Source organism: Cupriavidus sp. OV096 (genome assembly GCF_900115455.1).
In the GTDB taxonomy this organism is placed as follows: Bacteria; Pseudomonadota; Gammaproteobacteria; order Burkholderiales; family Burkholderiaceae; genus Cupriavidus.
The window spans coordinates 54178-77613 of sequence record NZ_FOWM01000007.1 but is presented as its reverse complement, the minus strand read 5'-3'; the positions used below and the strand labels follow the sequence as shown (position 1 = coordinate 77613).

Below are 23436 nucleotides of genomic sequence, written 5' to 3'. Positions count from 1 at the left end.
GTCGGCTAGTCCAGCAGGGCGATGGACAGGCTCGGGAACAGCGAGAGCAGCACCAGGGCCACGCAGCTGATCAGGAAGAAGGGCAGCGTGACCATGAACATCTTCCCCGGCTTGGCGCCGGTGACGGCGGAGGCCACGAAGAAGCTCAGCCCCACGGGCGGGGACATCAGCCCGAGCACGAGGTTGATGACGATGACCACCCCGAAGTGGCGCGGGTCGATGTGGTAGACCTCGGTGGCGATTGGCAGCAGGATCGGCACGGTCATGATCAGGCCCGGAATGCCGTCGATCACCGTGCCGATGATCAGCAGGATCACGTTGGCCAGCAGCAGGAATTCGACCGGGCTGTGGGCGATGGTCTGGATCCAGGCCGCCACCATCTGCGGGATCTTGCCGTAGATCAGCAGCCACGAGAACACGGCGGCGGCTGCCACCAGGAACAGCACGATGGCCGAATAGATGGCCGAGCGCAGCAGGATGGCCGGCATCGTGCGCAGGTCGAACTCCTTGGTCACGTAACGGCCGACGAGCGCCGCGGCCAGCGCGCCCACGGCGGCGGCCTCGGTCGGGTTAGCCACGCCGGCGAGGATGGAGCCGACGATCACCACCGGAATCAGCAGCGTCGGGCTGGCCTGGATCACGGTGGTGGCGCGCTCGCGCAGCGTCTTGCGCGCGCTGCGGGGGTAGTTGTAGAAGAGCCCCATGATGGCGATGATGATGAAGAACAGCACCGTCAGCAGCAGCCCGGGCAGGATGCCGGCGATCAGCATGTCGCCCACGGCCACCTGGGCCAGCACGCTGTAGACCACGAACATTACCGAGGGCGGGATGATCGGCCCCAGCATGCCGCCGTAGACGGTCAGCCCGGCCGCGAAAGTCTTGTCGTAGCCCTGTTTCTCCATCTCGGGCACCATCACCTGCGACATGATCGCCACCTGGGCCGTGGCCGAGCCGATGATCGACGACACCAGCATATTGGCCAGGATGTTGACGTAGGCCAGGCCGCCCTTGATCGAGCCGACGAAGGCCATCGACAGATCCACCAGCCGGCGCGTGATGCCGCCGCTGTTCATGATCTCGCCGATCAGGATGAACAGGGGGATGGCGATCAGGCCGTAGCTGTCCACGCCCGCGAACATCTGCGAGGGGAACGATTGCAGCAGCACGGTGGCGCCGGTGCTGAAGATGAACGCCAGTCCGGCCAGGCACAGGCAGATGCCGATCGGCACGCCGACCAGCATCACGCCGCAGAAGAAGAAGGTTGTCGGCATGTCAGTTCACCGTCTCGGAGTTGCCCACCTGGAACTCGGGGTAGGCGCGGCGCGGCGCCAGGTCGAGATCTTCGAGCAGGTTGGCCAGCGCGTGCAGGCTCAGGGTGCAGGAGAACAGCGGCATGATCAGCTGGAGCACCCAGACCGGCCATTCGAGCGTCTGGGTGTGCTCGGTGTAGAGGAAGTTGAACGATTCGGCCGCGTACTCGCGGGCGTCGAAGCCGTAGCGGACGATGCCGACCGGGTCCATCCAGACCCAGCACATCGCCAGCAGCGCCAGCCCGAACAGCAGCACGCCGCCCGTGGAGATGGCCTTGGCAGCGCGGGCGGCCTTCGGGGGCAGGTGCTCGGTGAGCAGTCCCACGGCGAAATCGAGCCGCAGGCGCGTCATGACCGACGCCCCGACGAAGGTCAGCCAGACCACCGCGTAGACCGACGCTTCGTCCACCCAGTACAGCGGCAGCCCCGCGTAGCGCGTGACCACGTTGAGCAGGATCAGCAGCACGAGCAGCGTCATCAGGCCGCCGAGCGCATGGCGCTCCACGGCGAGCACGGCGTCCGAGGCGCGCATCACCCAGCGCACCGGCCGCTTGACGGTGGCCGTGGCCGTGGCGGGCGCATCGGTGGCAGTGAGGGAGGGAAGGTCAGGCATGGCAGGCAGACTCCAGGACGAAGGGGGCGGTCGTGACGATCACGGCCACGACGGCTGGTGCAAGTTGGATGCCTGCTGCGGCCCCGGGGGCCGCCGCAGGCATGCATCACGCAGTTGGCCTCATACCACCGACTGGTACTTCGCCGGCCGCGTCTCCAGCGCCTGGCGCACCACGCGTTCGACGAAGGCGCGCTCCTCGCCCACCAGCGGCAGGCGCGGGCGGCGCATGAACTCGGAGCCCACGCCGACCAGGGTGTCGATCAGCTTGAGGTTCTGCACCAGCTTGTTCGAGACATCGAGGTGGAGCATCGGGGTCATCCACTGATACAGCTTGAGCGCCTCGGCGAAATCGCCCGCTTTCATCAGGTCGAACAGCGCCACGGTTTCGCGCGGGAAGGCGCAGCCCACGCCGGCCAGCAGGCCGTCGCAACCCAGCGCCAGCCCTTCGTAGGCCAGGTCGTCCACGCCCATGAAGATCTGGTAGCGGTCGCCCAGGGTGTTGCGCAGGTCGGTCACGCGGCGGATATCGCCCGTGCTTTCCTTGATCGCCGCCACCCACTTGCAGTCGGCCAGCTCCACCATGTGCTCGGGCTTGAGGTCCACCCGGTAGGCGACCGGGTTGTTGTAGACCATCACCGGCTTCTGGGCGGCTTCCGCCATGACGCGCACGTTCTGCATCGCCTCGCGGGCATCGGCCACGTAGATCACCGAGGGCATCACCATGAAGCCGGACACGCCGAGCTTGTTCGCGCCGTCGATATAGCGCAGGGCGTCTCGCGTGCTGGTCTCGGAGACGTTGGCCAGCACCGGGATGCGGCCATCGGCGGCTTCCACGGCGATGCGCGCCACGTCGAGCTTCTCCTCCAGCGACAGCGTGCTGGCTTCGCCCAGCGAACCGCAGGTCACCAGGCCATGGATGCCATTGCGGATCTGGAATTCGATGTGACGGCTAGTGCCCTCGGCGTCGATCCGCTCGTCGGCGTGGAACTTGGTGGTGATGGCGGGGAAGATGCCGGTCCAGCGGGGATTGGTGGCGTTGCTCGAATTGGTCGAATTGGTCACAGGGGACTCCTCGGTTGGGTCGGGTTGGGCTCGCAAATATCTGCTTAATATATTTAGGATATCTTCCAGCATTGGTCTAGCAAGAGCAATGCCAGTGAATACCCTGATAGCCGGCGCGCCCGGAATCCGGCTTGGGGACTGGGATTGGGGGAAATGGGGAGGGAAAGGCGGGCGGAAGGGGAGGAAGCCCGGGCCCCGGAGCGGGGCATGCCGTGCACCGCCGGCGGGTCCGGTGCACCGCCGCGGACGCGCCGCGTCAGCTAGATGGGCGGCTGTGTGGGCGCTTCAGCCCGCCAGTGCGAAGCCGTAGAGCGCGGCGGCATTGCGCCAGCGCAAGCCTTCCGACAAATCCGGCCGCTGTGCGAGCCAGGCCATCACCGCGCGGCATTCGTCGGCACGTGCGGGGGCCTCGTGGTTGGTCCACGGCCAGTCGCTGCCCCAGAGCAGGCGGTCCGGCCCGGCTATCTCGGCCCAATGCGCGGCCAGTGTCGGCCACTGGTCAGGGCTGGCCAGCCGGTAGGGCGCGCTGATCTTGATCCAGAGCGGGCGTCGCACGGCCACGGTGCGGGCCGTGTCGAAGACCGGGTCGTCCACGCCGAGCGGGCCGGGGCGGCCGAAGTGATCGAGCACGATGGGGGCCGGCGCATTGTCGAGCGCGGCATCGAGCGCGGCCAGCACCATCGCGCCGTCGCCATTGTTCGTGTGGACTTCCACGTGCCAGCCCAGCGCTGCCACGCGCTGGAACAGCGAGCGCCACGGCGCGGTGTCGATGCGCCGCCAGCCGGCATCGCCATACAGGTTCAGGCGGATGCCCCGGACCCCGGCGGCATCCAGCGTGGCGAGTTCGGCGTCGTCCACGGCCGGATCGACCACGGCCACGCCGCGCAGCCGCCCCGGCATGCGGCGCAGCGCAGCCAGCATCGCCGCGTTGTCGGTGCCGAGGAAGCTGGTCTGGACCACCACGCCGTAGGGGTCCACCGACGGGTCGCCCATCGACCCGGCCATGGACAGCCAGTCCGCCAGCGGCGCGGCGTAGGGCGGCCGGTAGCGTGCCGACGCCACGGCCACGCCGGCATCGAAGACATGGAAGTGGCAGTCCACCAGCGTCTGGCTTGTCGTCATCGGCACGATTCTCCTCTGTGCGGGTTAGCCCCGATATGGCGGGCTGGCCCGGTCCGGGTACTCTAGTCCTCTATAGGAGTGGAATCTAACACGGACACCAGATGCCAGACAATGCCACGCGCCAACCGGCCGCCGCCTCGGCAGGCATGAGCCGCTACGGGCAGATTGCCGCGCTATTGCAGCAGAAGATCGTCACGGGCGAGTGGTCGCCGGGCACTGCCATTCCGGCCGAAAGTGCGCTGGCGGGCGAGTTTGGCATCGCGCTCGGCACGATCCGGCAGGCGATTGCCGTGCTGGTGCAGCAGGGGCTGCTGGAGCGGGTACAGGGCAAGGGTACTTTCGTGTGCACCGGGCTGACCGGGGGGAGCGGCGCCAGCATGATGCGCTTCTTCCGCTTCCGCTCGGAGGCCGATGCCGATGCGGCGCCCACGGCGGTGCCGCGCTCGGAGATCCTGTCCTGCCGCAGCGTGCGGCTGGACAAGGCCATGGCCAGCCGCTTCGGGCTGGAGGCCGGCGCGCGGGGTCTGGCCATCTCGCGCCGGCGCTGGGTGGCGGACACCCCGCGCCTGCTCGAATCGATCTGGCTGCCGTTGCCGCGCTGCGCGGCGCTGCAGGAGACGCCGATGGCCGAGTGGGGCGAGCTGCTCTATCCGCTGCTGAGCCAGCGCTGCGGCATCACCGTGCACCGGGCGATGGACGAGGTGACCTTCCGGCTGCTCGATGCCGAGGAAGCCGAGCTGCTCGCGCTGCCGCCCTCCCATCCCTGTGCGCTGGTCACGCGTCAGGCGTTCGATATCCAGGGCCAGTGCGTCGAATACCGGCTGACCCGGGGCGATGCCTATGCCTTCCGCTACACGGCCGAGATTCGCTGACCTCGCCCCAACATTGATTTGACGGAGACACCCCCATGCGTTCCCTGATCCCCCTCACGCTGGCAGGCCTGGCCTTGCAGCCGACCTTGCTGCACGCCGCCGACGCCGCCCAGCCGTGGCCGACGCGCCCGCTGACCATCGTCGTCACCTATCCGCCCGGCGGTGGTGCCGACCTGATGGCGCGGCTGATCGCGCCGGGGCTGGGACGGGAACTCGGCCAGACGGTGATCGTGGAAAACCGCCCAGGGGCGGGCGGGCAGATCGGCGCGTCGTACGTGGCCAAGGCCGCGCCCGATGGCTACACGCTGATGGTGGACGCGTCGTCCTACGCGGTGAACCCGAGCCTCTATCCGCGCCTGCCCTACGACCCCGCCAAGGCGTTCCGGGCGGTGGGCGTGCTGGCGCGCTATCCCAATGTGCTGGTGGCCAATCCCGCCTTCCCGGCGACGAACGTCAAGGACGTGCTGGCGCTGGCGAAGCAGAAGCCGGGCACGGTGGCGTTCGCCTCGTCGGGCAATGGCTCGGCGCAGCACCTGTCCGGCGTGCTGTTCGAGCAGCGCGCCAGCGTGGACCTGCTCCACGTGCCATACAAGGGCGGCGGTCCGGCGATGACCGATGTCATCGCCGGACAGGTGCCGCTGTTCTTCGCCAACGTGGCTTCCAGCCTCCAGCACATCAAGGCAGGCAAGCTGCGCCCGCTGGCGGTGACCAGCCATACGCGCACCTCGGCGCTGCCCAACGTGCCGACCATGCAGGAAGCCGGCGTGGCGGGCTACGAGGTCTATGAATGGAATGCCGCCTTCCTGCCCGCCAACACGCCGGAAGCCGTGGTGGCCAGGCTGTCGGACGCGCTCCAGAAGGTCATGGGCAGTCCGGAGATCCGCCAGCGCGTGGCCGAGCTGGGCGGCGAGGTGGTAGGCGCCCCGCCGGCCGAGGCGGCGCGTTATATCGACACCCAGACGCGGCTCTGGGCCAAGGTCATCAAGGACGGTAACGTCAAGCCGGAATAAGCGCCGGCTTGACGTCGTAGCACACTAAAAACGAAGGAGACCCCCATGTCCACAGATTCCCCCTTTGACGCCGATCGCCGGCACCTGCTCGGGTTGATGGCTGCGCTGGGCGCCGGCGCCCTGGCGCCCACGCTGGCGCGCGCGCAGGCAACCTGGCCGTCCAAACCCATCCGGCTGGTGGTGCCGTTCGCGCCGGGCGGCAGTTCCGAGATCGTGGCGCGCTCCACGGCGGCGGAGCTGACCAAGCTGCTCGGCGTATCGGTATTCGTCGAAAACAAGCCGGGCGGGGCGGGCAATATCGCCATGGGCGAGGTAGCGCGGGCCGACGACAACCACACGCTGATCCTCGGCCATATCGGCACGCTGGCGGTCAATCCGTACATCTTCCCCAAGCTGCCGTACGACCCGAACAGGGACTTCCGGCCGATTTCGCTGCTGTCGAAGGTGCCCAGCCTGTACGTGGTGCACCCGGACCTGCCGGCGAAGAACCTCAAGGAGTTCGTGGCCCTGGCCAAGAGCAAGCCGGGCAAGCTGAACTACGGCTCGGCGGGCAATGGCAGCGCCGGCCACCTGGCTTTCGAGTACCTGAAGGCGACCACCGGCACCTTTATCACCCACGTGCCGTATCGCGGCAGCGGCCCGCAGATCACCGACCTGCTGTCCGGGCGGCTCGATGCGGCGGCGGTGGGCGCGCCGGCCATCATCCAGTTCATCAAGACGGGCAAGGTGCGCTGTATCGCCACGGGCACGGCGCAGCGCATTCCGCAGCTCCCCGATGTGCCGACGGTGGCGGAGCAGGGCTATCCGGGCTTCGAGATGACGCAGTGGTACGGGCTGCTGGCGCCGGCCTCGCTGCCGCAGCCGGCGGTGGCCAAGCTGGCGGAGGCCACGATCAAGGCGGTGAAGAGTCCCACCTCGGTGGAGCGGCTGGGCGCGGACGCCGCCCTGGTGGTGGGCAGCACGCCCGAGGAATTCGCCCGCTTTATCGCGGCAGAGCAGCAACGCTGGAAGCCGATCGTGGCGCGCGCGGGCATCAAGCCGGACTAGGCGTTGCCGCCGTCCTACCTATACTTCAAGGCACCGGCCCCAGGCCGGTGTCAGGAGGCGATATGGGACGCAAGTACATCGATTGCCGCGACTATCCGAGCGAGAAAAACTGCACTGTGGCGCTGAGCGCCGACAATGAAGACGAACTGCTCGAGGCTGCGGTCCAGCATGCGGTGGCGGTGCATCAGCATCAGGATTCCCCTGAACTGCGCACGCAGCTGAAGTCCTTGTTCAAGGAGGGTGCCCCGCCGGCCTGAGCGCCGGCGTTGTCAAGCGAGAGGCGGGACCGGCCAGCGGCTGATCCCGCACTTCCGGCGCGCGGCTAGCGGTCCTGATACGGGTCGTACCATGCCCTGCGCAGGTGCACGTCCCCATCGTGACGATGGATGTGCAACTCGGCGTGCTCGCGCCGGGCCATGTCCCAGCCGGCGGCGATGGCCGCTTCCATGGTCGTGAAGCGCTGGGGCTTGATATCGAGACCACCGAACTGCAGTGCCCAGCCATACTCGGCGGGCAGAACGCGAATGATGCGCGATTGCATATCGTTCTCTCTCCGTATTCCCCGCCATTTTCTTCCGTCAGATTTACCGCTAGGCTAGATCCGTACCAAGGTACGGAGTCAAGCGCAATGCATCACACCATGACAATCGGGAAGCTGGCCCAGGCCGCAGGCGTTGGCGTGGAGACGGTGCGTTACTACCACCGCTGCGGGCTGCTGCCGATGCCGGAGCGCGCGTTCGGCGCCGTCCGCCAGTATCCGGAGGCGAGCCTGCAGCGGCTGCAGTTCATTCGCCAGGCGCAGTCGTTCGGCTTCACGCTGGACGAAGTGCGAGTCCTGCTGCGGCAGGGCCATGGCGACACGTGCGGCACGGCCCGGGTGCTGGCCGAGCAGAAACTCGGGCTGGTGGAAGATCGATTGAAGGATCTGCTACGCCTGCGCGACGAACTGAAGACCCTCATTGCGCAATGCCACGCCAATGGCAGCGGGACGTCCTGCCCCTTGATCGATAGCTTGTCCAACGTCAGACGGCAATCGCCGCCACCCGGGCCCTGAGCCGGGGCGCGGCGAAGTCCAGGAAGGCGCGCAGCTTCAGCGGAAGGAGGCCCTGCCCGGTGTGGACCAGGCTGATGGGCCACGGCGGCGGCTCGAACGCTTCGAGCACGATCTGCAACGCGCCCGCGCGCAGGGCGCCCGCCATCTGGTAGGACACCACGCGCGTAATGCCCACGCCGGCCACCGCCGCATCGACAGCCGCCTCGGCCGTGCTCACGGCCAGCCGCGAACGCACCGGCACCGCAATCTCCGCCTTGCCCGCCTTCGCCCCCTTCGCCACCTTGCCCGCCGTGAAATGCCAGACCTGCCGGGAGGTCATCTGCTCGAACGTGATGCAGGCATGCTCGGCGAGATCCTGGGGGCGAGCGGGCGTGCCGTGCGCGGCGAAGTAGGCCGGGCTGGCGCACACCACCCGCCGGACGGTGCCGATCGGCATCGCAATGAAATTGCTGTCCGGCAGGTCGGCAATGCGCAGGGCGATATCGACATGCTCGTCCAGCAGGGCCACCACGCGGTCGGTCAGCACCATGCGGACGTCGATGTCCGGATAGGTTTTCAGGAAATCCGCCACCACGGACAGCAGGTGCAGGCGGCCGAAGACGATGGGCGCCGTGATGACGAGTTCGCCCTTGGGCGCGGCATATTCGCCGGACGCGGCGCGCTCCGCCTCGCCTACCTCCTCGAGGATGCGCCGGCAGGCGGCCACGTAGGCGTGGCCGGTCTCGGTCAGCGAGAGCTGCCGGGTGGAGCGATGCAGGAGCCGGGTGTTCAGGTGCGCCTCCAGCTCGCCCACCTTCCGGCTCACGGTGGCAAGCGGCATCCGGAGCTGGCGCGCGGCGGCGGAAAAGCTGCCGGCCTCCACCACGGCCACCAGGATCGACATGGATTCGAAACGATCCGCCATATTCTCGATTTTTGGGAGAGTGATTCCCGATCGTGCCAGATTATCTTTATGGGTGGAAGGGCCTAGTATCGGGCGAACCCCTCAATCTGGAGTCCTGCCGTGTCCACGCTTTCGAACCCTCACCCCCAAACCCTGCGCAAATCCGCCTCCGTCAGGCACCTGCCCGTCAACCTGTTCGCGTCGGTGATGGGGATTGCCGGGCTGTCGCTGGCATGGCGGCAGGCCAGCCAGGCGTTCGGGGCCAGCCCGTGGATTGCCGATGTGGCCGGCTGGCTGGCGCTGGCTGTGTTCGTCGTGCTGGGCACGGGCTATCTGGTCAAGGCGGCGAAGTACCCGGCGGCGGTGGCCAGCGAGTACCGGCATCCAGTCGCGGGGAATTTCTTCGGCACGATCACCATCGCCATCCTGCTGCTGTCCACGGTGGTCGCCCCGCTGAGCCAGCCGCTGGCCGAGGGGATGTGGACCGTGGGCACCGTGGCGACGCTCGCCATCTGCTTCGCCATCTCCAGCCGCCTGCTGCGCGGCAAGATCGACGCGGCGCACGCCGTGCCGGCCTGGTTCATCCCCGGCGTGGCCACGCTCGATATCGCCGTGGCCGGCGCCACCATGCCGATGCCGTGGGCCCATGAGGTGAACCTGTTCGCCATGGCCGTGGGGACGATGATCGCGCTGCTGTTCTTCACGATGATCATGGCGCGCATGATCCACCACGAGCCGGTGCCGGCCGGCATGGTGCCGTCGCTGCTGATCCTGATGGCGCCGTTCGAGGTCGGCTTCCTGGCCTATACGAACATGACGCAGCGCGTGGATACCTTCGCCGCCTTGCTGTTCTACTTCGGCCTGTTCATCTTCCTGGCGCTGGCGCCCAAGGTGTTCCGCCGCGGCCTGCCGTTCGCCTCCGGCTGGTGGGCCATCAGTTTCCCGCTGGCGGCGCTGGCCATCGCCGCACTGAAGTACGCGATGTTCGTCCAGGCCTGGCCGGTGACGGCGATTGCCATCGTCCTGCTGGCCCTGCTGAGCATCGCCATCGTGGTGCTGTTCGTCCTGACCCTGCACATCCTGTTCAACGGCGATTTGCTGGGCGGTTGATATAGATGCAAGCCCGGGGCCTGCCGAGGCCGCTGGCACCTAGACTGGTTCCGTTGCAGCTTATCTTTGCGCACTGCGCGAAAGGCCGGGGTTCAAGCATTGGAGGACCCATCATGCACACCGTCGTCAGAACGTATTCAGGAAGCGGCGCCAGCGAGCTATTCGACCTGCTGGCACAACACAAGGATGAGATCGAGCCGTTGATGCGGGAGGTTCAGGGCCTGCTCAGCTACACGCTGGTGCGCGGAGACGCCGGCGGCTTTTCGGTGACCACCTGCACCGACAAGGCGGGCACGGACGAAAGCGTCAAGGTCGCCAAGACCTGGATCGCGGAGCACGCTACCGGAATCTCCGTGGGCGCACCGACGATTACCGAAGGCACAGTGATCGTGCAGTCGAAGTGATGGATAGGGCAAGGCGCGGCGGTTCCTCGAAGGTAGAATCGCCGCCATGACTGGCCCCGATGACACCACCGAGTTCTGGCGCGACCCCGCCATGCCCTGCGCCGAGAGCCGCCGGGCGTGCCGGAGCCGTGCCGCCTATCGGCCGCACAGCCATCCGACCTGGTCGATTGGCGCCGTGGATGGCGGCGCCAGCGTTTTCACGGGGGCCGGCCCCGCGCCGGTGGCGCTGCCGCCAGCTCGCGGAACTGGCGGCGCTGGCCGGCCTGAGCCGCTACCAGCTGATCCGCGCCTTCCGCCGGGCCACCGGCATGACGCCGCACGCGTGGCAGGTCAACCAGCGCGTCAACTTGGCTCGCGACCGCCTGCGTGCCGGCGAAGCGATTGCCGAGGTGGCTTACGGGCTCGGTTTTGCGGATCAGAGCCACTTCCAGCGCGTGTTCAAGGCGCACGCGGCCGTGACACCGGCGCGGTATCGGGCCTGATCGGGCCTGATTGGGCCTGATCCTCCCAATCCTGCAATTTCCTTCAAGACGCGGCCCGCGCGGGGCGGCAGACTCCGGCGGTTTCCTCAGCGAGTCTGCGTCATGCACCTATTCCTCATCGTCGCCACGGCCCACTTTCTGGCGCTGCTATCGCCCGGCCCCGACTTCTTCCTGATCGCCCGTACCTCGCTGGCCGCCGGCTGGCGACGCGCCGCCGGGGCGTGCCTCGGCATCGCGCTGGCCAACGGCGTGTTCATCGCCGGGGCATTTGCGGGGGTCTCGGCGATGCGGGCCGACAGCGCGCTGTTCAGCCTGACGCAACTGGCCGGCGGCCTGTACCTGCTCTACCTCGGTTGGCAGTTCGTGCGGTTCGCCGGGACCACGCCTCTGGGAGAGGCAAAGGCGGGCGGCGGGGCGGCGACCGGCTTCGCGCAGGCGGTGGCTAGCGGCTTCCTGTCCGGCATCCTCAACCCCAAGAACGCCTTGTTCTACGCCAGCCTGGCCGCCATGCTCAGCGGGCCGCACGCCAGCGTGCCGTGGAAAGTGGCGTATGGCGTGTGGATGTTCGGCGCGGTGCTGGCGTGGGACCTGCTGGTCGCGGTGTCCATCGGCCACCCGCGCGTGCTGCGGCGCTTCGCCCGGGTGCTGCCCAAGCTGGAGCGCGCGGCGGGCGGCATGCTGATGGTGTTCGGGGCGGGAGTGCTCGTGGCGGTGGGCCGGCGGGCAGTCGGCGCGGTTCAACGTCTTTAACTCGCTTTGCCAAAAGTTTCACTTGCCCGACAGATTTGACATTCCATACTGGTTCGACCACGTCTGACTGTGACACGGGAGACTCTATGGGCCGGCCGGCACGTTGTGTGAGGACGCGGATCGCACTGGGCGCCGCAGCATTGTTCCCCTCGGCCCTGCAAGCGCAGACGTCCATGTGCAGTACGAGTATCAGCGGAACGTTCTCGGTGGGCGTGTTCTGCCAACCGGCTGCGGGCACGCCATCCAATATCGGCACCTTGACGGGCACCACGTTCAATACGACGACCGGGGCCAGTATCCGGGCGACCACGTCCGCAGCCAACGCCACGGCGACCGTGGCGGGCACGACCATTACCAACCAGCCGGCCGCCGCCGCAAACGGGGTGACGGCCCAGGTCACCGGCACGGTAACGGCCGGCAATGCCGCCGCAAACATCGATGGCGGCACCACGTCGATCACCATGCAGGGCGCTGGCCTGGACGGGATTGGCGTGATCAACCTGAGCCCGGGTAGCTCGACGATTACGGTAACGTCCGGCACGACGCTCAACGTGACGAACCGGGTCACCGGCAACGAGCACGATGGGCTCGACATTACTGCCAACGGCGGCGGCAGCGCCACTATCGTGCATCAGGGCAGCGGGACCATTTCGACGGTCGGTGGCCATGGCATGAACCTGAAGACCACGGCGACCAGCGCGGGCGCGGTCTCGGCCACGGTCGGCAGCGGCGTGACCTTCCTTATCGACAACACCACGGCAATCGAGGATCCGTCGGACCCGGGTCTCGAGGCTGGCCCCGCCAATCATGCCGGCATACGCGCCTACAGCCCCGGCAGCGGCACCATCACCATCGACAGCAACGCCACGGTCCGCGCCACCGCGACCAATGCGTTCGGCATCATGACCGATGCCGGCACCGGCACCACCCGCATCCGCAACGGCGGCGCCATCACCACCGACGGGCTGAACGGCTTCGGCATCCGATCCAGCACGCAGGGCGGCGACGTCGCGGTGGTCAACGAGGGCGCCATTTTGGCCACGGGGCAGGCGGGCCATGGCATCTATGTCACGTCGGGACTGAACACGTCCGGCTCGCTGTCGGTCGACAACCGGGCGCCGATCACGGTTGGCGCCACGGGGAATGCCGAGGGCTCACGCGGCATCTATATGATCGCCCGGGCTGGCGGGACGGCCACCGTCACGGGCACTGGTGACATCACGGTGTACGGCAACCCGGCGACAGTGCGCGCCTTCGGCATTACCGTGGGCGCGGAAGCTGGCGCCGTCACCGTCGATTATTCGGGCAACATCACCACCTACGGCGATGGCTCGGCTGCCATTCGCGCGCATTCCGTCAGCGGCAATACGCAGGTGACCTACACCGGTGCCCGCCTCGAAACCTTCAACGGCAATGCCAACGGGATCTACGCCACCACGGGTGCGGCGACCAACACGGTCGGCATCACGGCGCAGGGCACGATCATCACGCACTCGGACAATGGCGGTGGAGAAGGATCCGGCGGCGGCTCGTTCGGTCTGCAAGGCACCAGTCTGGGCGGCGACGTCGACATCAATTTCGTGAGCGGCAGCATCGACGTGAATGGCAGCGGCGCGGCCATCGTGGCGGGCAGCGGCTACAACGGCGGTACGGGGCTGGGGAAAGTCACCGTGCAGAATGCCGGCACGCTGACGGCGCGCGGCAACGCCCAGCGTGGGATCGCCACGCTCTCGGGAGCGGGCGCGCAGACCATCATCAATCGCGGCGCGATCCAGACGCTCGGCGCGATCGACGCGCAGGGCATCCTGGCGCGGGGCAGCGGCGCGGCGGCGATGTCCGTCGTCAATGAAGGGGCGATCTCGACCGTCGGGAACAATGCGTCGGGCCTGGAGATCACCTCGGTGGGCGGCGCGGTCGATGTGCAGAACCTCCAGCCGGTTCGGGCGGGATGGGGCACGAGCGCGGGCATCGCCACGGCCGGGCTGACACAGGCCGTGCGGAATGCGTCCTCCATCGAGGCCCTGAGCGATCAGGCCGTGCGCGCCGACAGCAACGGCTCGGCGGGATCGTTCCGGCTCGACAACGCTGGCACCATGACGGGCGTGGTCTCGGCGGCGACGTCGGACGTGGCGCTCGGCAACAGCGGCACGTGGAACCTGCGCAGCTTCGCGGATAGCACGGGAAGCGGTTCGCGGGATAGCTGGAACGTCGCCATCGCCAACCTCGGCACGGGCTTGAACAACACGGTCGACAACACCGGCACGCTGGCGCTGGCCGCGCAGCCGGTGAGCGGGGCGGGCGGCACGCGGCAACCGGCGGACGCCATCGTCACCTTCAACCCCGCCGGCGCCTACCTGCCGCTGGGTCAGACCGCCAACACGCCGGTGGCTGGCGGCGCGGTGCAGGGACAAATCCTCGGCGTGCGGACCTTCACCAACAGCGGCACCATTGATCTGACCGGAGGCGGTGCGGCGGTCGGCAACGTCCTGGTGATCGGGGGCGGCCAGACGGCAGGGCAGTACGGCGGGGGCCTCTATGTCTCCAATGGCGGGACGCTGAAGCTCAATGCCGTGCTCAATGAGGGAGGGCCCGCCTCCCGTGCCGACATGCTCGTGGCGGATGCCACGGCGACCGGGGCCGGCGGTGCCACGCGGCTCCGTGTGAACAATGTCGGGGGGCAGGGCGCGCTCACGGTCGCCAACGGGATACCGCTCGTGGAAATCCTGAGCCCCGTGGCCACCGACAGCGCTCCCGGTGCCTTCGCGCTGGACGGCCGCGCCGTGGCGGGCGCCTACGAATACCGGCTGTTCCAGGGCGCGCCGGATGGCAGCGCGGGTAACGTCTGGTATCTGCGGTCCGAGCAGGACCCGAATCCAACCCCAACTCCGACGCCGGGCGGGGCGCTCTATCGGCCCGAGGTGGCGGCCTACCTCGCCAATCAGCGCCTGGCTGGCCAGATGTTCGTCCATAGCCTCCATGACCGGCTGGGCGAGCCCCAGTACGTGGAAGGGCAGGATTTCGACCACGAGAACGACAAGCCGCGGTCGGGCTGGCTGCGCGCGGTGGGCAAGTGGGAGGGCAGCCGCAGCAGCAATGGTGTGTTCAAGACCAGCACGGACGCCTTTCTGTTGCAAGGGGGCGCCGAAATGGCCAAGTGGAAGGTCTTCGGCGAAGCCGCCCGCGCCCACCTTGGCCTGATGGGCAGCTACGGCAACGCCTGGACGGACGCGCAAGCGCAAGGCAACGCCTTCCGCGCCAAGGGCAAGGTGGAAGGCTGGAGCGTGGGCGCCTACGGCACCTGGTACCAGAACGATGAGCACAAGCTCGGCGCCTACGTCGACACCTGGTTCCAGTACGGCTGGTTCACCAATCGCGTGGAAGGCGACCTGCTGCCGGTGGTCCGCTACCATGCGCAGGGTTTCGCCGTATCGGCGGAGGGCGGGTATGCCATGCCGCTGCGCAACGATTGGGTGATCGAGCCGCAAGGGCAGCTGATCTACGTCGGCTACAGCGAGGACGACATCACGGAGCCGAATGGCACGCGCGTGAGCGGGGCGGACTCGCACGGCTGGATCACGCGGCTCGGGGCGCGGCTGCATCGCACCTACGTCCGCGATGACGCGCGCAAATGGCAACCGTACCTGACCCTCAACTGGTGGCATACCAGCGTCGGCAGCAACGTCTCGTTCAATCAGCTTCCCGTGGGCAGCATGTACCCGGATAATCGGTACGAAGTGAAAATCGGCGTCAATGTGGATTTGCGCAAGCGCTGGACTGGCTGGACCAATGTGTCCGGCGCGTGGGGCGCGCAGAGCTTCTATCAGTATGTGGTGCGCGCCGGGGTGAAGTACACGTGGTAGCTGTCGTCAGGGCAAATAGAGCATGAAACTCGCGGTAATCGGACGTGGAATGATCGGCGCGGCGGCGGCGCGCCATTTGTCGAAGATGGGCCATGAGGTGGCGCTGATCGGGCCCGATGAGCCGGCCGACTACGCTGGCCATGCCGGGGTCTTTGGTAGCCACTACGATGAAGGCCGTATCACGCGGCAGTTCGATTCGACGCCATTCTGGCGGGACATGAACCGCGCATCGATTGCGCGCTACGGCGAGATTTTTGCGGAAAGCGGGGTCGAGTTCTACCGGGAAGTCGGCGTGCTTCACGTGGGCCCTGGTCAGAGCCCGGACGTGTCCTCCATCGGCGGCATTGCGGCGGACGCCGGCATTTTTGTAGAGGCTTATGACGATGCGGGGCTCGCTCAGCGATTCCCGTACCTGGGATTTCCGGCTGGAACCCGGGGCTATTTCGAGCCGCAGCATGCCGGTTATATCAGCCCGCGCCGCCTGGTCCGTGCGCAGACGATTGCGGCGGAGCGCGCCGGGGCCCGGATTCTCGCCGAACCCGCGCTCGGCATCTCGGAAAGCGCCACTGGCGTGACGATCCGGACGCGATCGGGCGATGTGGAGGTGGAGCGCGTTCTCGTTGCGGCCGGCGGACATACCCAATCGCTGCTGGGCCAATCCCTGGGTTTCGTGGTGTACGCACGGACTGCCGCGATGTTTCGGCTCGATGCGGCGGAGGTGCAACGCCTGGCCGGCATGCCATCGATGCGTTGTTTCGGACCCAAGGGTGCCGATCCCTATATCCTGCCGCCCATCCTCTATCCGGACGGCCAGACCTGGCTGAAGCTCGGCGGCGATCCGGTGGATATCCCCCTCGAAAGCGAGGGGAATATCCAGGACTGGTTTCGGTCCGGCGGCTCGATTCCCGTGGCGGAAGGGCTCGAAGCGCAGCTCCTCGAGCGTATCCCCGGCCTGCAAATCGAAGAACGGCGCGTCGTGCCCTGCATGACCACCTTCGGCACAACGGGCCTGCCGCGCATCGGGCCGCTTTCGGATCGCGTTACCGTTGCATTCGGCTGCTACGGCAAAAGCGCGAAGTGTTCGGACGAATTGGGCAGATTGGGATCCATGGCGCTGCTCGGTGAAAACCACGGGGTGCTTGCGGCTTGAAATATGCCGGCACGTACTTGCAATGCCGCCCCTTGCGCGCTGAAACGAGCCATTAACGCGTCTTGGTTACTGGCCGTTGCCACGCTGTTGAAGAATTCATCGAGGGGAATGCTGTCCTTGAATTCCGCGCCAGATACCTGACCGTCCTTGTCGATGTCCATGGCCTCATGGATGCTCGCCAGTTCCGCCTCACTCTTGCCGGCCAACTGCTTGCCCAGTTCGCTGAGGGATACCACGTTATCGCTGTTGAGGTCGGTGGCCTTGAGCTGCTCTGTCTTGAACGCGTCGACCATGTCCACCAACTTCAGGGCCATGCCCCGTGCCTTGAAACGATCCACGGCACCCGCATTCGCACTGGCCGTTTCTGCGGCCTGCGTGCGCCTGAGTGACGACGATGCCTGTGCACTGCGAATCGCATCGAGTCCACCGAGTCTGAGTTGGCTCATCAATATTTCCTTAGGAGAAAAGTGATGCCGGGGAATTCCGGCGCTGACGATTCTAGGCAGTGCGATAGGTCGCAATGCGCGGAAAAAGGGGTGTTTACTAAGTCACTTTGAATCTGCCGAGGCATCTTTCAAAAGTAGGCCGCCACGTTGTCAGTTATCAAGGGAAACATGGCAGTTTCCCTTGATCAGCGCGTCATGCGCGCGCCAACTCGACTTGCCCGCGGAGCGCGGCGACGATGGCCTCGCCGACGGCGCTGCCCGATGCCGGATTCTGGCCAGTGATCAGGCGACCATCGACCACGAGCTTGGACTGCCACGGATCGGCGGAAGCGAACTCGGCGCCTGCCGCGCGCAGCGCATCCTCCAGCAGGAACGGGACGTCCGCCTTGGCGTAGCCCTCTTCCTCAGCGTTCGAGAAGGAGGTCAGGCGGCGACCCTGGACCAGCGGCGTGCCGTCCTCCAGCGTGACGCCGAGCAGCGCGGCCGGCCCGTGGCAAACGGCGGCGACGATCTTGCCGCCGTTCCAGGCGCGCAGCACCGCGCGCTTGACGTCGGGGTCGTTTGCGATATCCACCATGGGGCCAAGGCCGCCGGGGAAGAAGATCGCGTCGTAGTCCAGGACATCGACTTCCGAGAGCTTGCGGCTATGCGCCATGCGCCGGATCGCCTGGCTCTTGCTGAACGCGAGCTGCGCGGGATCGGTCTCGTCGTAGCCGTCGAACGGTGGGTTGCCACCGAGGGGCGACGCGTACTCCACGGCAATGCCGGCGGCGTCGAGCACTTCGAAGGGGTGGGCCACCTCCGGGTAGAAGTAGCCGGTGGCGCGCTTGTTCGGCCCGATCTCGGCCGCATTTGTCAAAATGAACAGGACATGCTTGACGGTCATGATGAACTCCTTCTGGTCTGCATTTCGCCGCACAGCGCGGTTGAATGAACTGTAGCCAGACAGGCAGCCTGGGAGTAGATAGCATCGCATTGACACATTGGCTCATGGAATAAGACAATCGGCCATGGACCCGACCAATACGATCCTCGACGAACTCCGCGCGATGGCGATCTTCGCCACCGTCGTGCGCTGTGGCAGCTTCGCCGCCGCGGCGCGCTCGCTTGGGCTCACCCGCGCCGTGGTGAGCCACCACATCCGCGCCCTCGAAACGAAACTTGGTGTGCCCCTGGCCCAGCGCAGCACACGCAGCTTCAGCCTCACCCCGGCGGGGCAGGCGTTCCGCGTGCATTGCGAGCGGCTACTCGATGAGGCCGTGGACGGCATCCGTAGCATGGAGTTGATGCGCGCCGAGCCACGCGGCGAGGTGTGGCTGACCTGCTCGCACCACTTCGGCACCAAGCGGATCCTGCCGGCGCTGGTCGCGTTCCGGCGGCGCTATCCGGCGGTTCGCCTTCATGCCGCGATGTCGGATGCCAACGTGGATATCGTCCACCACGGTGTGGAACTGGCCGTGCGGGCGGGGCCGCTGGCGGATTCGTCACTGCTTGCTCGCCGCTTGCTTCGGGAAGCCACCATGCTGTGCGCATCCCCGGCCTACCTACGTCAGCACGGTGCGCCCGGTTCGGTCGAGGAACTGGACGGTCATCGCTGGGTCGTCTATCCGCCGAGCCAGCGCACCACGGTCGTACGCGCTGGCGGCAAGGACATCGAGGTCCCGGTGCAGGGCGATGTCGTGACGGACAGCGCCGCCTCGCGGCTCGCGTTCGTGCTCGCGGGTGACGGCATCGCCAGGCTGCCGGCCTACGACGCCGCGTCGCTCCTGGCCTCCGGCGATCTGGTGCGCGTGCTGCCAGACGCCGAGACCGCGCCGCTGGAGATCTTCCTGGTCCATTCGAAGCAGATCGGCCCTAGCGCCAAGCTCCTGCGGGACTTCCTGCTGGCCACCGCGAGCGAGGACAACTGGTGATCGATTTCGGATAGCCTCCGGCGAACCGCCTCAGGCCCGGGGCGGCTGTGTTGTTCCTGTCGCGCACGCTTCGTGGCGCGGAATAGTGCTGGGCGGAGAATGCCTACCCGAAGCTGATCACTTCAACCGCCTGTCCAAGGGCGGCCACTTCGCGGCCTGGGAACAACCGCAAGCGTTCACGGAAGACGTCCGCAAGAGCTTCATGTCGTTGCGATAGCGCGGACACGTGAGTCGGGGACTTTGGGGCGCGGACTTGTTCCACCATGTATCAATTCAAGTTCTCCTGGATGGCTTCATCGGGCCAATCCGCGCTTCTATAGTGCTCTCCATCGCTGGAGGCAAGGCAGCACGCCGATGCTTCAGGCACGTCAGGAGATAGACACATGACATTCTTTGCGAAACGCATCGGCGTAGGGTTGGCACTGGCCACAACCCTCGCGGCCGGGACTGGATGGGCGGCCGGCCTGTCGCCCACGTCCAACGGGGCCATCCTGCAGGAGGACATTCAGTGGTCGTCCTTCCCAGCCTTTCCAAAACGTGCGCGCCTGTCGGTGCTGGTTGGAGATCCGTCGGCCGCGGGGCCTTACGTGGTGCGCGTCAACGTGCCCGCAGGCGTGAAGTTGATGCCGCACGTGCATCGAGAGGATCGGGTTTACACCGTGATCTCAGGGGTGTTCTATATCGGTATCGGCGAGGAGTTCGAGCCGCAGAAGCTGGTCGCATATCCCCCGGGCAGCGTCATCGTGTTGCCGGGTGGCACGCCGCATTTCCACTGGGCCCGGTCGGGGGACTATGTCACCCAGGTAAGCGGGAATGGCCCGCTTGGGATCGACTACGTGAACGTCGAAGACGATCCGCGCCAGAAGGCACACATCCACTGAGTCGCAGCCTTGCGGCGAGCTAAAAAAGATTGAAGGAATGATATGGAACTGCTCTATGTTGCCGACCCCATGTGCTCGTGGTGCTATGGATTCGGCAAGGAATTGACGGAAGTCCGCAAAATCTTGCCCGATCTGCCGCTGCGGATCGTAGTGGGTGGCATCCGAGCGGGGGCCACCGATATCCTCGACGACGCCGGCAAGCGATTCCGCCTGCATCATTGGGGCCTGGTGGAGAACGCAAGCGGCCTGCCGTTCAATCGCGAGGGGCTGATGGCTCGGGAGAACTTCGTCTACGACACGGAACCCATCCGCCGCGCCGTCGTCACGGCTCGCCTGCTGGTCCCGCAGGGCGACCTCCTGACGCTATTCCGTGCCTTGCAGAAAGCGTTCTATGTCGATGCCCGCGACACCACCGACGGCAAAGTGCTAGCGGAAGTCGCCACGCAAGCGCTGAATCGGCAAGGCCATGACGTCTCCGCGAAGACGTTCCTGGATCAGTGGTCCAGCGACGCCGCCATCGCGGCCACCATCGAAGACTTCCATACCGCACGCAGCTGGGGCATTTCAAGTTTCCCGGCGCTGCGCTTGCATCATGGCGGTCGTCTGTACCGCGTCTCGGACGGCTACGCACGAGCCGGCGATATCGCGCAACAACTGACGCGTGTGATCGATGCCGCCAGTGCGGCCGCTTGACGAAGGAGGAAGCCGCTAGCCCACATCCAGCGAAGCGGTCACCGGCGCAATTGGCAGGCTCAACGTGAACCACGTGCCTGTTGCGTCCGGCTCCCAGGATACCGCTGCATCGAGGGCCGACGCGCGGCGCTGCACGTTGGCGAGGCCTCTGCCGCCGTGTGCCAGTGGCACGCCGGTGGGGTCGAACGGCGTGCCGTTGTCGTGCACACGCACCATCACCACGTGGTCGTCGTGGCTGGTCTGCACGCGGATCGCGGTCGCGTGGCTGTGCTTGAGCACGTTCGTGAACACTTCCTGCAGGATGCGCAGGATGTGGAGGGCGCTCTGGGCGCCGAGCCACTGCAGCGGCGGGATGTCGTCGACGTCCCACGTAAGCGAGATGCCCGCGGCTTCGAGCCTCGACCCCAGCCGGTAGCGCAACGTGGCCAGCAGAAGCAACAGGTCCGTCGATACCGGTTCCAGCGAGTCAATTGTCAGCTTGAGGTCGTCGATGCATTCGCGCAGCACCTGGGCGATATCGTCGGCGCGCGCCGTGCCGGATGGGTCCTTCTCGACCATGCGCAAGGCGCTGATCAACGATGATCCACGACCGTCATGCATGTCCTGCAGCAGCCGCTGTCGCTCACGCGTCAGCGTCTCGCGGCGCTCCACATCGCGCAGCTGCCGATGGCTTTCCAGCAGTTCCGCCTCCCGCTGCGCCAGACGCAGCGAGAGGTTGGCGTTGGCCTGCGCCACCTCATCCAGCGCGCTGGTATAGCGGCGATACATCAGCACCATGAACAGCAGCAGCTGCACGCATCCCAGGTAGGACAGCAGGTAGATACCCTCGATATCGATGCGGTAGTTCTGCAGCAGCAGGTCATGCACGGCGATCGGCGTGCTCATCGCATTCCAGGCCGAGAACGTCAGCGCCTCGCGCGACCTGGCTAGCCAGGCAGCCCGCAAGGCCGCAATCGACACCACGAGGTTCAGCGCCACCAGCAGCAACTGGGACAGCGGGTAGAGGAACACCACATGCGTGAGCCACGACAGTGGCAGCGTGCTGGTGGCCAGGAACACGACCGAGCAGTACAGCGCGGCTTCCAGGCGCCGGTAGCGCAGGCCCAGATATCGGAAGATGAACAGGTAGCAGGCCAGGATCAGCCACGCGATACTGTTGAAGGCCAGCCAACTGAACCAGACCTCCGGAATCGGCAATGGGTCCTGGCCAACCAGGTACTGGAGCGTGTGCAGGAAGTAGGCCCCTGCGGCCAGGAAGCACAGCAGGTAGCGCGTTTCGTCGCGGCGCCGGAGCCAGACCAGCAGCGAGAAGATGCCGACCGCGAGCAGGCCACCGCTGGACAGGTAGGGAAACTGCGTCTGGAGGAAGCTTCGTGCTGCGTAGCGCCAGAACAGGTCGTCGCGCGTGCCAATCCGTACCGACGACAGGGCGGCGCCGACCTGACCCACCACATCGATACGGATGACGATGTCGCGCGGCGCCTGCCCGAGCGCGATCCACAAGGGATAGTTGTAGCCGTTCCATACCGGCCCGCCGCGAGACTGCCAGAGTTGCTCGCCGTCCGCGTACACGGTGAGGCGTCCCACGGTCTGCCAGCGCGGCGCGTAGAGGTAGAGGGGTTCGCCGGCAGCGGCCGTGGCCGCCGGAAGCGCCAGTCTCACCCAGACCGTTTCGATCTGGCCTGACCCCACCTCATCGGGTGTCACGTGACGCGGCACGGCCATCGGCAGCGGCGTGTCCCGCCATGCTTCGCCGGCGGCGGGCAGCGCGAGCTGCGGCGGAAGCCGGTCGAGCGTGCCGCCGGGCGTGATCCGTAGCTGCGCCGAGGTGATGTGCCAGGGCAGGGCCTCCGCCAGCGCGCCCTGGAGCGAACCCGCCAGCAGCAGGGCCAGGACGAAGGGGAGCCACCGCCGCCATGTCGGCGTGCCCGCGCCGTCAGTCATCGCGCAGCAGGCCATGTTGCCGGGCCACGTTGATGGCCTCGACCTTCGAATGGACGTCCAGTTTGACGTAGATGCGTCGGACATAGGTCAGCAGCGTATGTCTCGATACGCCGATCCGTTGCGCAATTTCGTCGTGCGAGAAGCCCCGCGTGATGTCGTTCAGGACCTCATATTCGCGCGGGGATAGGGCGGAAGGCTTCGGGCCGGCCGCTGCCTGGGGGGCTCGCACCGGCGCATCGACTGGCGGCGCCTGCAGGCGGGACAGCACCTGGCGGGCGATCAGCGGACTGATCGGGCTGCCGCCCTGATGCAGTGACCGCAGTTCCCGCACGATATGGGCCGCCGTGCTGTCCTTGAGCAGGTAGCCGGTGGCGCCCGCGGCAATCGACTGCATGACGTGGCTTTCGTCGCCGAAGACCGTGGCCACCATCACATCGCAGCGCGGCCATGCCACGCGTGCCGCGCGGATGGCATCGATGCCGGACCCGTCGGGCAGCCCCAGATCGACAACGAGGATGTCTGCGGCAGGGGCCGATTGCAGCAGCGCCAGCCCATCGCACAACGTCGTGACGACGCCAGCGGTGCGCATGTCGGGCGCGCTGGACAGCGCCTCGAGGAATGCCGCACTGAAACCGGGATCGTCCTCGATCAGGGCGACGCGAATGGGCGGGGAAAGGGGAGAGGAGCGGTCAGTGGACACGGGAGGTCGAATGCGAGACGAACGGGTCGACGCACGACATGCAACGGCCCGTGCAGCCGCTATCCCCCCACGATCGTGGGGCATGACGGCTTGTCGCACGATCTGGGGACATACAGCCCGAAAACCCAAG

General features: G+C 66.8%; 24 protein-coding genes. 14 read left to right on the top strand and 10 right to left on the bottom strand.

Going from position 1 to position 23436, the window contains the following annotated elements; genetic code table 11:
- Nucleotides 1-5: 5 nt before the first annotated feature.
- The 4 genes from BM115_RS17130 to BM115_RS17115 form a co-directional block, all read right to left on the bottom strand.
- Nucleotides 6-1271, bottom strand: coding sequence for a TRAP transporter large permease (locus BM115_RS17130; protein ID WP_092296416.1), 1266 nt, complete (start codon nucleotides 1269-1271; stop codon nucleotides 6-8).
- Nucleotide 1272: 1 nt separating this feature from the next.
- Nucleotides 1273-1923, bottom strand: coding sequence for a TRAP transporter small permease (locus BM115_RS17125; protein ID WP_092296413.1), 651 nt, complete (start codon nucleotides 1921-1923; stop codon nucleotides 1273-1275).
- Between the two features lie 120 nt (nucleotides 1924-2043).
- A complete protein-coding gene (locus BM115_RS17120; protein WP_255370874.1) occupies nucleotides 2044-2985 on the bottom strand; it encodes a dihydrodipicolinate synthase family protein in 942 nt (313 codons plus the stop codon).
- Nucleotides 2986-3270: 285 nt separating this feature from the next.
- Nucleotides 3271-4107 (bottom strand): amidohydrolase family protein, encoded by an 837-nt coding sequence (locus tag BM115_RS17115; protein WP_092296407.1) that lies wholly within the window; start codon nucleotides 4105-4107, stop codon nucleotides 3271-3273.
- 101 nt (nucleotides 4108-4208) lie between these two features.
- Between BM115_RS17115 and BM115_RS17110 the strand changes: the two genes are divergently transcribed.
- The 4 genes from BM115_RS17110 to BM115_RS17095 all read left to right on the top strand — a co-directional run bounded on the left by BM115_RS17110 (nucleotide 4209) and on the right by BM115_RS17095 (nucleotide 7293).
- A complete protein-coding gene (locus BM115_RS17110) occupies nucleotides 4209-4979 on the top strand; it encodes a GntR family transcriptional regulator (RefSeq protein ID WP_092296404.1) in 771 nt (256 codons plus the stop codon).
- A gap of 35 nt (nucleotides 4980-5014) precedes the next feature.
- Entirely contained in the window at nucleotides 5015-5989 is a 975-nt protein-coding gene (locus BM115_RS17105) for a tripartite tricarboxylate transporter substrate binding protein (protein WP_092296401.1), read from the top strand.
- Between the two features lie 45 nt (nucleotides 5990-6034).
- The gene (locus tag BM115_RS17100) at nucleotides 6035-7036 is read left to right on the top strand and encodes a Bug family tripartite tricarboxylate transporter substrate binding protein (RefSeq protein ID WP_092296398.1); all 1002 of its coding nucleotides are present in this window, start codon (nucleotides 6035-6037) and stop codon (nucleotides 7034-7036) included.
- Between the two features lie 62 nt (nucleotides 7037-7098).
- Nucleotides 7099-7293, top strand: a complete 195-nt coding sequence (locus BM115_RS17095; protein ID WP_092296395.1) for a DUF1059 domain-containing protein — start codon at nucleotides 7099-7101, stop codon at nucleotides 7291-7293.
- 65 nt (nucleotides 7294-7358) lie between these two features.
- Here BM115_RS17095 and BM115_RS17090 read toward each other — a convergent pair whose 3' ends face one another.
- Complete coding sequence (locus tag BM115_RS17090; RefSeq protein WP_092296392.1) at nucleotides 7359-7577, bottom strand: DUF2188 domain-containing protein; 219 nt, start codon at nucleotides 7575-7577, stop codon at nucleotides 7359-7361.
- A gap of 87 nt (nucleotides 7578-7664) precedes the next feature.
- On the opposite strand from BM115_RS17090, the gene BM115_RS17085 reads away from it, so the two are divergent.
- On the top strand, nucleotides 7665-8090 hold the full coding sequence (locus tag BM115_RS17085; protein ID WP_092296389.1) for a MerR family transcriptional regulator: 426 nt from the start codon (nucleotides 7665-7667) through the stop codon (nucleotides 8088-8090).
- Here the strand turns inward: BM115_RS17085 and BM115_RS17080 are convergent.
- Nucleotides 8059-8994, bottom strand: a complete 936-nt coding sequence (locus BM115_RS17080) for a LysR family transcriptional regulator (protein ID WP_255370873.1) — start codon at nucleotides 8992-8994, stop codon at nucleotides 8059-8061. The genes BM115_RS17085 and BM115_RS17080 overlap by 32 nt on opposite strands.
- Nucleotides 8995-9093: 99 nt before the next feature.
- Here BM115_RS17080 and BM115_RS17075 point away from each other — a divergent pair, with 99 nt between their 5' ends.
- The 6 genes from BM115_RS17075 to BM115_RS17050 all read left to right on the top strand — a co-directional run bounded on the left by BM115_RS17075 (nucleotide 9094) and on the right by BM115_RS17050 (nucleotide 16729).
- Nucleotides 9094-10083 (top strand): SLAC1 anion channel family protein, encoded by a 990-nt coding sequence (locus BM115_RS17075; protein ID WP_092296386.1) that lies wholly within the window; start codon nucleotides 9094-9096, stop codon nucleotides 10081-10083.
- A 113-nt stretch (nucleotides 10084-10196) separates the two neighbouring features.
- A complete protein-coding gene (locus BM115_RS17070) occupies nucleotides 10197-10487 on the top strand; it encodes a hypothetical protein (RefSeq protein ID WP_092296383.1) in 291 nt (96 codons plus the stop codon).
- 179 nt (nucleotides 10488-10666) lie between these two features.
- Nucleotides 10667-10969, top strand: a complete 303-nt coding sequence (locus BM115_RS17065; RefSeq protein ID WP_369823479.1) for a helix-turn-helix transcriptional regulator — start codon at nucleotides 10667-10669, stop codon at nucleotides 10967-10969.
- 102 nt (nucleotides 10970-11071) lie between these two features.
- Nucleotides 11072-11719, top strand: a complete 648-nt coding sequence (locus tag BM115_RS17060) for a LysE family translocator (RefSeq protein ID WP_092296380.1) — start codon at nucleotides 11072-11074, stop codon at nucleotides 11717-11719.
- Between the two features lie 173 nt (nucleotides 11720-11892).
- Entirely contained in the window at nucleotides 11893-15579 is a 3687-nt protein-coding gene (locus BM115_RS17055) for an autotransporter outer membrane beta-barrel domain-containing protein (protein WP_255370872.1), read from the top strand.
- Between the two features lie 22 nt (nucleotides 15580-15601).
- Nucleotides 15602-16729 carry an NAD(P)/FAD-dependent oxidoreductase gene (locus BM115_RS17050; protein WP_092296374.1) on the top strand — a complete coding sequence of 376 codons (1128 nt, stop codon included), beginning with the start codon at nucleotides 15602-15604 and terminating at the stop codon, nucleotides 16727-16729.
- Here BM115_RS17050 and BM115_RS17045 read toward each other — a convergent pair.
- Nucleotides 16639-17175, bottom strand: a complete 537-nt coding sequence (locus BM115_RS17045) for an EF-hand domain-containing protein (RefSeq protein ID WP_143093914.1) — start codon at nucleotides 17173-17175, stop codon at nucleotides 16639-16641. The two genes, BM115_RS17050 and BM115_RS17045, sit on opposite strands and share 91 nt — an antisense overlap.
- Before the next feature lie 193 nt (nucleotides 17176-17368).
- Entirely contained in the window at nucleotides 17369-18061 is a 693-nt protein-coding gene (locus tag BM115_RS17040) for a type 1 glutamine amidotransferase domain-containing protein (RefSeq protein WP_092296370.1), read from the bottom strand.
- A 124-nt stretch (nucleotides 18062-18185) separates the two neighbouring features.
- On the opposite strand from BM115_RS17040, the gene BM115_RS17035 reads away from it, so the two are divergent.
- The 3 genes from BM115_RS17035 (at nucleotide 18186) to BM115_RS17025 (ending at nucleotide 20662) form a co-directional block, all read left to right on the top strand.
- Nucleotides 18186-19088 (top strand): LysR family transcriptional regulator, encoded by a 903-nt coding sequence (locus tag BM115_RS17035; protein ID WP_092296367.1) that lies wholly within the window; start codon nucleotides 18186-18188, stop codon nucleotides 19086-19088.
- Between the two features lie 383 nt (nucleotides 19089-19471).
- The gene (locus BM115_RS17030) at nucleotides 19472-19969 is read left to right on the top strand and encodes a cupin domain-containing protein (RefSeq protein WP_218158040.1); all 498 of its coding nucleotides are present in this window, start codon (nucleotides 19472-19474) and stop codon (nucleotides 19967-19969) included.
- A gap of 42 nt (nucleotides 19970-20011) precedes the next feature.
- On the top strand, nucleotides 20012-20662 hold the full coding sequence (locus tag BM115_RS17025; protein WP_092296364.1) for a DsbA family protein: 651 nt from the start codon (nucleotides 20012-20014) through the stop codon (nucleotides 20660-20662).
- A 15-nt stretch (nucleotides 20663-20677) separates the two neighbouring features.
- On the opposite strand, the gene BM115_RS17020 is transcribed toward BM115_RS17025, so the two are convergent.
- Together BM115_RS17020 and BM115_RS17015 are read right to left on the bottom strand one after the other, a co-directional pair.
- Nucleotides 20678-22606 (bottom strand): sensor histidine kinase, encoded by a 1929-nt coding sequence (locus BM115_RS17020; RefSeq protein WP_143093913.1) that lies wholly within the window; start codon nucleotides 22604-22606, stop codon nucleotides 20678-20680.
- Nucleotides 22599-23306, bottom strand: a complete 708-nt coding sequence (locus tag BM115_RS17015) for a LuxR C-terminal-related transcriptional regulator (protein WP_255370871.1) — start codon at nucleotides 23304-23306, stop codon at nucleotides 22599-22601. The genes BM115_RS17020 and BM115_RS17015 overlap by 8 nt, the downstream gene beginning before the upstream one ends.
- Between the last annotated feature and the right edge of the window lie 130 nt (nucleotides 23307-23436).